Source organism: Paenibacillus vietnamensis (genome assembly GCF_020169515.1).
Classification (GTDB): domain Bacteria; phylum Bacillota; class Bacilli; order Paenibacillales; family Paenibacillaceae; genus Pristimantibacillus; species Pristimantibacillus vietnamensis.
This window is the reverse complement of record NZ_JAHMHW010000029.1, coordinates 42,558-52,076: the sequence shown is the minus strand read 5'-3', so window position 1 is coordinate 52,076 and position 9,519 is coordinate 42,558. Positions and strand designations below refer to the sequence as shown.

Annotated in this window: 7 protein-coding genes; 1 reads left to right on the top strand and 6 read right to left on the bottom strand. The window is 59.8% G+C overall.

Translation table 11 applies throughout. The annotated features are described in order from the left end of the window. Nucleotides 1-244 precede the first annotated feature (244 nt). Nucleotides 245-1,228 carry a sialidase family protein gene (locus KP806_RS26820; protein ID WP_224726817.1) on the top strand — a complete coding sequence of 328 codons (984 nt, stop codon included), beginning with the start codon at nucleotides 245-247 and terminating at the stop codon, nucleotides 1,226-1,228. A gap of 29 nt (nucleotides 1,229-1,257) precedes the next feature. Here KP806_RS26820 and KP806_RS26815 read toward each other — a convergent pair whose 3' ends face one another. From KP806_RS26815 to KP806_RS26790, 6 genes are all read right to left on the bottom strand, one after another. Continuing rightward, on the bottom strand, nucleotides 1,258-2,187 hold the full coding sequence (locus KP806_RS26815; RefSeq protein ID WP_224726816.1) for a pectinesterase family protein: 930 nt from the start codon (nucleotides 2,185-2,187) through the stop codon (nucleotides 1,258-1,260). An 11-nt stretch (nucleotides 2,188-2,198) separates the two neighbouring features. Next, nucleotides 2,199-3,389, bottom strand: coding sequence for an iron-containing alcohol dehydrogenase (locus tag KP806_RS26810; RefSeq protein ID WP_224726815.1), 1,191 nt, complete (start codon nucleotides 3,387-3,389; stop codon nucleotides 2,199-2,201). Between the two features lie 3 nt (nucleotides 3,390-3,392). After that, nucleotides 3,393-5,522, bottom strand: a complete 2,130-nt coding sequence (locus tag KP806_RS26805; RefSeq protein ID WP_224726814.1) for a hypothetical protein — start codon at nucleotides 5,520-5,522, stop codon at nucleotides 3,393-3,395. An 86-nt stretch (nucleotides 5,523-5,608) separates the two neighbouring features. Beyond that, on the bottom strand, nucleotides 5,609-7,093 hold the full coding sequence (locus KP806_RS26800) for a DUF5605 domain-containing protein (protein ID WP_224726813.1): 1,485 nt from the start codon (nucleotides 7,091-7,093) through the stop codon (nucleotides 5,609-5,611). A 14-nt stretch (nucleotides 7,094-7,107) separates the two neighbouring features. Next, entirely contained in the window at nucleotides 7,108-8,529 is a 1,422-nt protein-coding gene (locus tag KP806_RS26795) for a DUF5060 domain-containing protein (RefSeq protein WP_224726812.1), read from the bottom strand. A 30-nt stretch (nucleotides 8,530-8,559) separates the two neighbouring features. After that, a complete protein-coding gene (locus KP806_RS26790; RefSeq protein WP_224726811.1) occupies nucleotides 8,560-9,513 on the bottom strand; it encodes a carbohydrate ABC transporter permease in 954 nt (317 codons plus the stop codon). Nucleotides 9,514-9,519: the final 6 nt, after the last annotated feature.

Sequence of the window (9,519 nt, the reverse complement as noted above, 5' to 3'; positions counted from 1 at the left end):
CGCGGTGTACTGGAGACTTCCACTCCTTAGTCGATTGCGCTGCCAAGCGCACAAAGGAATGGCGAGCCTGGATCTATCCCGGCACCGCCATTCCTTTTTATTCATTAATAAGCGCTATCACACGATCCTCGTACCGGAATGCCCTATTGAACCGGATCATGCAACGGCATACGCTAGATGGTAACGGCTTCCCTATCGGATCCAATTATAGTCAAGCCAATCATTTCGGAGGTGTTGTTTTTTCATGACGTTATCGGTTGAAGCCAAACAATTTGTATTCGAAGACGACCGCCCGTTTGCAAGCTGTCACGCGTCCACGCTTGTTGTTCTGCCGGACGGCGATGTGCTGGCCGCCTGGTTCGGCGGCTCCCGCGAAGGCGCTCCCGACGTGGCGATCTGGACGGCGCGCAGAACGGACGGCGAATGGGCCGCGCCGGTCAAGGCCGCGGACGAGGAAGGCGTTCCGCATTGGAATCCAGTCCTGTACCTCAGGCCCGACGGCAGGCTGCTGCTTTTCTACAAGGTCGGCCCCCGGGTTGCCCAGTGGTTCACCCGCATCATTCATTCGGACGATTACGGCCTTACCTGGTCCGAGCCCAAGGAGCTGGTGCCCGGCGACATCGGAGGACGCGGCCCCGTCAAGAACAAGCCGATCATGCTTCGTAACGGCACGCTGCTCGCACCGAATTCAATAGAGCCCGCATGGGACGCTTTCATCGAAATATCCGACGATCAGGGCGATACGTGGACGCAGACGGCTGCCGTTCCGCTTGATCACAGCAAGCTGAAGCTGAAGGGCATCATTCAGCCGACGCTTTGGGAATCGGCGGACGGCTCGGTCCACTTTCTGGCCCGGAGCACCGAAGGAGCCATGTACCGCAGCGATTCGCAGGACGGAGGCCGAACTTGGTGCGAGGCTTATCCGACCGATATGCCGAACAATAACAGCGGCTTCGATCTGGCGCAGCTGCCTGACGGCTCGCTGGCTATGGCCTACAATCCGACGCTGCCGCGCGAGGACGACCCGAAGGGGAAAGGTCCCCGCACCCCGCTTGTGCTGCGGATATCCCGCGACGACGGCGCGACATGGGGCGAGGAGCTTCCGCTCGATTCGGGCATCAGCCAATATTCGTATCCCGCGGTCGTCGCTCAAGGCAACGACATTTATGTCACCTACACCTGGAGACGGGAGCGGATCGCTTTCTATCATCTTGTCTTGAAAGAATAAAACCACAAACGCTCCCTATCGCAACCAGCTCATTGGGCGGCCGCGCGCACCTCTTCCGGATTCCAGCCGTCGCGGCCCTCCAGCACGCCTCTTACCGTCAATGCCGACGCCTCTTCCGCAGGCAGCTCTCTGGCCCAGCCTGCCCGGGCAGCCGTCTCCGCCCCCGGTCCCGTGCTTCCGTATTCCCCGAACCTCGAAGTCATTTCCCTGGCCGGATCGCGCCAGTTATCCCAGCCTTCCGGACGGATATGCCGATCCATCCATGTGCGGACAAATATCGCGCTTCCGTAAGGCTTCCAGGGCCGGCCGAGACTGACGGTCGCGGGAGGCGCGGCTCCCGTCAGCCGGCAGTCCAGGAAGACGTAGCCGTAAGGCTGCGATTCCCCGGTGGAAGCCGCCGTCACATATCCGTTATGACGATCCAGACTATGAAGCTCGCACTCCTTGAACACAGCTGTCGCGGATCCGAACACAAAATCGACGGTCCCCTCGATATAGCAGCTGTCATAGAGCTGCCTGCCGCTTCCCGGCGTGTACAGCGTATCCTGATGGCCGACAATTGCCGTATTCCGGAAGACCGCACGGTCCCCCTCGACATGAAGCGCAAGCGCCTGGCCCCGAGGCTCCAGCCTGCTGGCCGAGTTGGCGAACGTCACATTCTCCGCATAAAAATCATCCGCTAGTATCGTAAAGGACGGCGTTTCGTACATCGTCATTTTCACGCCGTCCGGCTTGATCTTAGAAACGGAATCGTCATAGACGATGACGGCCCCGTCCCGGCTTTCTCCAACGATGCACAAATGGGTTTTGCTTGGCGGAACGGTTATTTTCTCCCTGTACGTTCCGTTCCTCACCATAATCAGCGTTCGTTCGGAAGCGAAATCCGGCGCGGCCGCAATCGCTTCCGTAACGGTCCGGCAATCGCCGCGGCCGTTACGGTCAACCACAATCGTTCGCATATGAGCGCCTCCTATATTCCTGCGGCCGGCAACAGCTTGCGGTAGATCTGCTCAAGCTCGCCGAGCGAAAATGCTTTCGGATTATTGTCCATGAGGCGCTTCACTTGTGACGCGCCTTCGGCCAAAGACGGAAGGTCGGCCTCCGTCACCCCGTATTCCGCCAGATTTTGCGGAATGCCGACCCACTGCGTCCACTCGGCAATTCTCGCGAGCGCCCACTCCGCTTCGGCCCCTTCATCGTTTGACCGGCCTGTGGCGGCTCCCGTTCCCTGCCTGATCGCCTCGGCGACAAGCGTGAAGCGGCCGGCGACCGCACCGAGCTGCGCCTCCATGACATGCGGCAGCAGCATCGCATTCGCGACGCCGTGTGCGATGCCGAACCGGCCGCCGAGCGGATAGGCGAGCGCATGCACGGCCGCCGTTCCCGAAGCCGCAAGCGCCATGCCCCCGTAAGCGGAGCCGTACAGCATCGCCGAGCGCGCGGCGATCGAGCTGCCGTTCTCGTAAGCCTCCACTATGCTTCCGCTAATGAGCCTTATCGATTCCAGCGCGAACATGTCGCTGATCGGATTCGCTTTCCGGCCGATGAACGACTCCAGCGCATGAGTGAAGGCGTCCATTCCGGTCGCGGCCGTTACAGCCTTCGGAAGCGTAAGCGTAAGCTCGGGATCGAGCACCGCAAGCTTCGGATACAGCCGGCGGCTGACGATGCCGATCTTCAGCTGCCGCTCCGGAATCGTCACGATCGCATTCGGCGTCACCTCCGAGCCGGTGCCCGACGTCGTCGGGATAAGCACGGTCGGTACGCCGTCGTTCTCGATATTGTCAATGCCCAGCATGCTCGTAAGCGGCTTGTCGTTCTTTGCGAGCGCCGCCAGCAGCTTTGTCGCATCCAGCACGCTTCCGCCGCCAAGTCCGATATAGACGTCGAACGCTTCTCCGCCGAGCTTGGCATGCATCGCTTCGATATCGCCCGCTTCGGGCTCGGGACGGATGTCGTCCTCCAGCAAAGCGGAGGCGATTCCGGCGTTATCCAGCTGCACCCGCAGCGCTTCCGCCAAACCGTTTCTTCTGATGCTCGGGCTGGTCACGAGCAACGCGCGTTTGACCGGTCCAAGCTGCGAGCGGATATGCCCGGCAACCGTGCCGAACGAGCCCGTTCCCGCCACAATCGAACTTGCCGTTTGAAATAAGATGGACATGGCTTACCCCTCCTTCTTTTGAACAGCGGCTTGCGGAACTTCTCCCTTATCCGAAGCCTCGCGAAACCGCAGGGCATGATGCAGCACCTCGGAAATGACCCAGGACGGGTTCCAGGTGTTCGAACGGCCCCTGCCTTGGAAGTTGGACGGGAAAAAGCCTTCCGCCTGCTCCCCGACGACGGTAAAGCCCCATTCGCCCGGCTCGGTGCATATGCCTTGGCCAAGCGCGCCAAATACGGTCCGCGCCAGACGCACATACATCTCGTTCCCGGTAAGAAGCCCGAACTGCCACAGCTCGAAGGTAGGGAAAAAGACGTCGATATGATGGTTCTGCACGCTCACGCCCGGCCAGCCGATCGCCTGGAAGTTCTTTTCTCTGAACGACGTGCCGCGATCGTATTCCGGATTCCACATATAGACGTAGGTGAGCTGCCAATCCGCCGCGAGCTCCGCCCATCTCCGGAATTTGGCCTCGCCGGTAAGACGGAAAAGCTCGTAAGCCGCAACGAAGAAAAACATGCCGGCTTCCTTGTCCTCGCATCTTGCGTCAAGCGTGGAACGGGCGAACGGCCGCTCAAACGTTTCCGCATGCAGCACATAATATTGCTCCATGCAAGCGCGGGAGGCGTCCAGGTACGTGCTCGCTCCCGTTACCTGCCAAGCTTTGATCAGCGCGATCAGGCACGGAATGCCTGCGGCCGTAATTTCCGTTTCGGCCGCGCTTCCGTCCAGCTTCCATGTGGCCGGGAAAATGCCGGACGGCAAAATCGCACCGAGCAGGAAGGCCGCGGATTGCTCAAGCGCCGCTGTCCAGTGCGAAGGAACCTGCTCTCCCCGGCTGCGGAACAGCAGAATGATATCGGCCAGATCGCCGACGGTTTCCCCGAAGGCGCGGCTCGAGATGACGGGCTCCTGCTGACGGCTGAAATTGCGCCAGCTGCCGTCCTCCAGGTGATAAGCCCCGCTCCGGAGGCCTGGCACTGCGGTGCCGCTCTCGGCGAGGTAAAATTCAACGGCCTTCCGGCAGCGCTCGACCCGCTCGCTCATTTGCCCGTCGAAGCCGAGGAATGCGTCGCACCAGGCCAGCTTCAGGCATTGTCCCGTCCAGCCGTACATGAAGTGAAGCCCATGCTTCGACACAAGCCCGAACGAATTCCGGTCGTTGAACTTGACGTAGCCTGCAGCCCGGTCCGTCTCCCTCCACCGGTCATCCATGGCCGCCGTCTTCAGCCGGATCATCTCCTCCAGCGATAGCGGAGCGGCACCCTGCGGATCGTACAGCGCCACGGCGCGGTGAACGGCTTGCGAGAAAGCGCGGCCCGGCTCCTTCTGCGGTCCCCATTCGAGCGCATAGCTTTTCGAGAGTGCAAAGCCCGGCGCAAAATCGGTATAGCCGCCGGAATAAGGCTCAATTTGGCTTTTGCTGACGTATACGATGTCCTTCTCGCCGTTGAACATCAGCACGCCGCTCATCGCCGCAATCGCGACGCTGCCTTCACGCTTATATGCGCCGAGTGAGCCGTAATGGACCGTGCCGTCAGGAAGCTCGATATAAGAAGGGAGAGAGAACATCGTCAAAAACCGGCGCCACTCGTCCCCCTTCTCCGTCCACTCCACGTTCACGCATGGAATCGGAAGTCGGTGCTCCTCGCAAATAAAGCCCTTGCCTTCGCCTGCGCCGAGATGAGGCACAAGTCTGGCAGGGTCGGCCGACGGGTTATTGTTGTAGATCATATGCGGAATCGTCACGTTGTCCGTGCCGCATGTAGACAGCTCCCATTCGAGGCCGACTGCGGCGTCATATATCGTCCGGCCCGAGCGGTTCTCCCAGATCGTGTTTACCCGGAGCAGCCCTTCCGCATCGAAGGAAAGCTCAACGGTCAGGAACAGCCCGCCGCCGTCCGCTTCGATTCGCAGCGTGCCGCCGTGCTGCCCGATTCGGGCATCTTTTAGGCGAAGGCGCTCCTCCCGCCATGGACGACCCTCGGAAAAAACGGCCATGCTTCCGAGCGAATTTTGAAAATAAGGCTTGGAGTCTCCATCCCGGGATAATTGAATAAAGATATCGTTGTCCGACTGCCTGACGTCAACGCTTCGCTTTCCGGCCGAACTTGTTAATCGGTATGCGTTCATTTCCAGCGGTCTCCTTCCGTTCTTCGAAATATAGCCTTCCGCTATCAGGTCTGTTCGTCCTGGCGGAAGGCTTCGTCTTCTCAATGCTAAGCTGTCACCTGATCCTTGCCCGCCTCGGCCGGCGCCGTCCCTTCGCCGATTTTGCGCACTCGCAGGGCGCGGTAAAGCTCGCCTGGCAGCTTGATCACAAATCTTTCCCGGTAGGTTTCGTCAAGCCGTTCTACCGTCATGTTCCATGTATCGATGAGCTCCACCGCAAAATCGCCCTCCGGCATCGCGAAGGCTCGCGAAGTGAAACGATGAGGCCCATAATACTGCAAATAAAATTCTCCCTTGCGGTTCAGGGTCGAAGCGTCATGGCTAAATCTGCTGTACGTCAAGCCGCTCGGGGCATCCTCCAGCAGACCGCGCAGGAACGTAATCCGCTCCGCGCTTTCGCCGATCAGCTCGCCGCCATGAATCGACCAGCTCGTTCCATCCGCCCGGCGCAGCGATTCCCCATGGGCCGCAAAGCCTCCGCGGGATAAGCCTTCCCATACGCGGTACACCATATCTTCCGGCGTCAGCGCATCCATCGGATTCGAGCCTGCACCCTCGCGGCCGCAATCGTCAATGACGACCGGCTTCTCGTACTGCAGCGTGAAGTCCGAGGCAAGCATCACGTCCTCCTGGCGGAGACTGATATGCGTCAGCCACGGAATGCCCCAGTCGAACGAGGAAGGAGTGCCGTGGATCGAGGTCAGATGATGACCGAAATCGCATTCGCGAAGCGCCCGGAAATAGGCCAGCCAATCGGCATCCTGCCATCGTCCGCCGCCGTCTCCCAAATCCGCCAGCGTCCACCAGACGTTCCGGTAAGCGGCCAAACGGGAAACCGCGTACCGGATATAACGCTCTTCCTGCTCCGGCGTCAGCCGGACAGCTCCTTCCCGTTCCGAATCTGCGGGCAGCAGGATAAGCTCGGCTTCCACGCCGATACGGGACAGGCTCTCCACACATTCCTCCAGCCTGGCGAAATAAGCCGGATTGAAGCGGCCGCCGTCCGGAAGTCCGTCCGGGCCTGCCGCGAACGGGGAAATAGCCGTCTCGCCGGCTGCCGCTTGCCCGGCCTGCGGAATGGCATACATCCGCGCTTTGTTAAAAGGCGCCGACGCCAGCGTCCGGAGCGTCAAGCTGCGGCTGGAGCCGTTCTGTACATGCCATGCGGCAAGCTGCGTTCCGAACGGCGTGAACGGCGTGCCGTCCGCGTAAGCAAAGCGCGTTTCGCCGGATACGCCCACCGGCCCGTGATTGCCGGCACCTGCCGGCATGCACCGGAAATGTCCGGTATACCCGCCTGCCTGCACGGACCCGCCTTCGATCCGGAACGACCAATCCCCCTCCTCGTCCGGCATGAAACGGACGGCTAACCATCCGTCGCCGTCGTAGAAGCCTTCGGCTTCAAAATGACGCTCCCCCTTGCTGAATTCGGCCCGCAGGCCCGGATCGGCATACAGGCTGTCGTCCTTGCGCCCCTCCAGCCTCAGCTCGAATTTGCCAAAGCGCTCCACTGTATCTTGGTATTGAATCACTCCGTTCTCTCCTCTCAAACTGCTTGCACGCGCAAAGCGGTGTAAGGTTTAGCCGGCAGCGCCAGCTCGCTCTGTCCCGCGTATGTGCCGTCCAGCGGCGTGACCGACATGTCCCAAATATCGATAAGCTCGATCCGGTATTCCCGGTCGGGGGACAGCGGCAGCTTGCAGGACGTCAGGCGGTATTTGCCCATGTACAGAAGCGCATATGCGCCTTCCTCGCGAGCCGCCATCCAGTCCTCCGGGCCTTCCTCCATCAGCCGGCGCAGAAAACGGATCCGCTCGGTGCTCTCCCCGTACAGGCGGCCTCCGGCCGATATCCAGGACCGGGTCGGCTTATTCTCGAAGCATTCTCCGTGGGCGACGAAGCCGCCTCTCGTCAAGCCCTCCCAATAACGGTGCACAAGCTCGAGGCCCGTAATGTTGCCCCATCGCTTGCCGACGTTGCCCTCGTAGGAAATTTCGTCGACAACGATCGGCTTGCGAACGGCCGCCCGCCATTCGGTTGTCGGCACGGTATCCCAGTGCTGAATGCTTTGATGCGTAAGCCATGACTTCGAAAAATCGTACAAAGACGATATTTCGTACATTTTTGTACCGTTATGGATCGAACGAAGCCGCTGGTACGGATCCTTACGCTGCACGTACTGCAGCAGCCGGTCCCAATCCTCCACCGTCTTCCTCTTGTTGAAATCGTATTCGTTCGACAGCGACCACCAGACGTTGCGGTACGCTCCCAAACGGGCGATGACGTAACGCAGGTAGTAGAAGTCCTGTTCGCGCGACATATTGTTGAAGCCCCAGCCGCCCTCCTTGTCGTAGGGATGGAACAAAATCAGATCGGCTTCCACTCCGAGCTTCATCAAATCGGCGATCCGCCCCTCCAGATGGGCGAAGAACGCCGGATTGAACCGGGTCGTATCCGCATCCTCCGGGCATGTCCCGGCGAATACGACCATGTCCGGGCGCATGTCCCGCGTAGGAAGCAGACACATCCGGACCTTGTTGAACGGAGACTTCTCCAGCTCCTCCAGCGTCTGCCGCTCGTGCGCCCCGTTCCCCGTATGAGTCCAGTGATAACAGGTCGTACCGAACGGCATGTAGCCCGTTCCGTCCTCGTATGCGAACAAATAACCGTTCTTTACCCTTACGGGCCCGTGATTTCCGGCTGACGGCGCCGTACAGACAAAGCTTCCCGCCGCGCCGTCCAGCTCCGGCTCGGCGCTCTTCGTGACATACCGCCAAGTCCCTTCCCGATCCGGCATAAACCGGACCCGATAGATGCCGTCCCCGTCATAGAAGCCTTCGACCTCGATCCGGTCGTTGCGGTATTCGAAGGTCGCCGACAAAGCGACCTCCGCATACGGATTGCCTGCCGAAGGACCGGTCAAGGCAACCTCGAATATTCCCCAGCGTTCCACCTCTTGCATGCTCATGATCCTGCTTGCACTCCCTTCAATTCGTTGCTATTCCACAAGACCCGTCCGCTCGACGCCTTCGACGAACCAGCGCTGCGTGAACAGGTACAGCACCAGCGGCGGCATGACCGCCAGAAACGACTTGGCCATGTCGATCGACTGGGCGAACAGCCGTCCTTCTTCCGTCGTCAAGTCTCCTGTCGCCTTCACCAGCGCGATGGAGAGCGGAACGTCCTGCATTTTGAACAGGAACATCATCGGAAAATAACTGTCGTTCCAGTTCCACACGAAAGAGAAAAGGAAGACGACGACAATCGCCGGCGTTGCGATCGGCAGCATGACCTTGAAGAACACCCGGTACAGGCTCGCGCCGTCGATCTTCGCCGCTTCCTCCAGTTCCTTCGGAAGAATGGAGAAAAACTGGCGGTAAATGATGACATAAAGCGCGCCCTTCAGGCCGTGCCCGAACAGCGCCGGAACCAGCATCGGGAAGTACGTATCGATCCAGCCTACTTCCCGGTACATAATAATCAGCGGCAGCACCGTTACCTGCGGCGGAATGACGAAGGTAAAGATCAGGCACGCGAACCAGAAGCGCTTGAACGGAAATTGCACCCTGGCGAACGCGTATCCGGCCATCGCGCAGGCGACGAGCTGAAAGAGCGACGCGCCTATGGACAGGCCGAAGCTGACGCCGAACGAGCTCGGATAGTTCAGCAGCTCCCAGGCCTCTTTCAGATGCCCCCAATAGATCGCCTTCGGAATCCAGTTCACGGTCGGGTCCAGCAAATCGTCGAGCCCTTTTACCATGTTGGATATCATATATAAAATAGGATTGAGATACAGATACGCCGTTTCGATCAGCACAATGTAAATGAAAATGCGAAACAACAGCCCTTTATCCGCTTCCCGCCCTACAAGCAGCAGCCGAAGACGCTCGGCCCATTTGAGCAGGCCGAATTGCTGCTGCCGCTGCCGGAGAACATTCAATACTTTCTCCATCCTTCT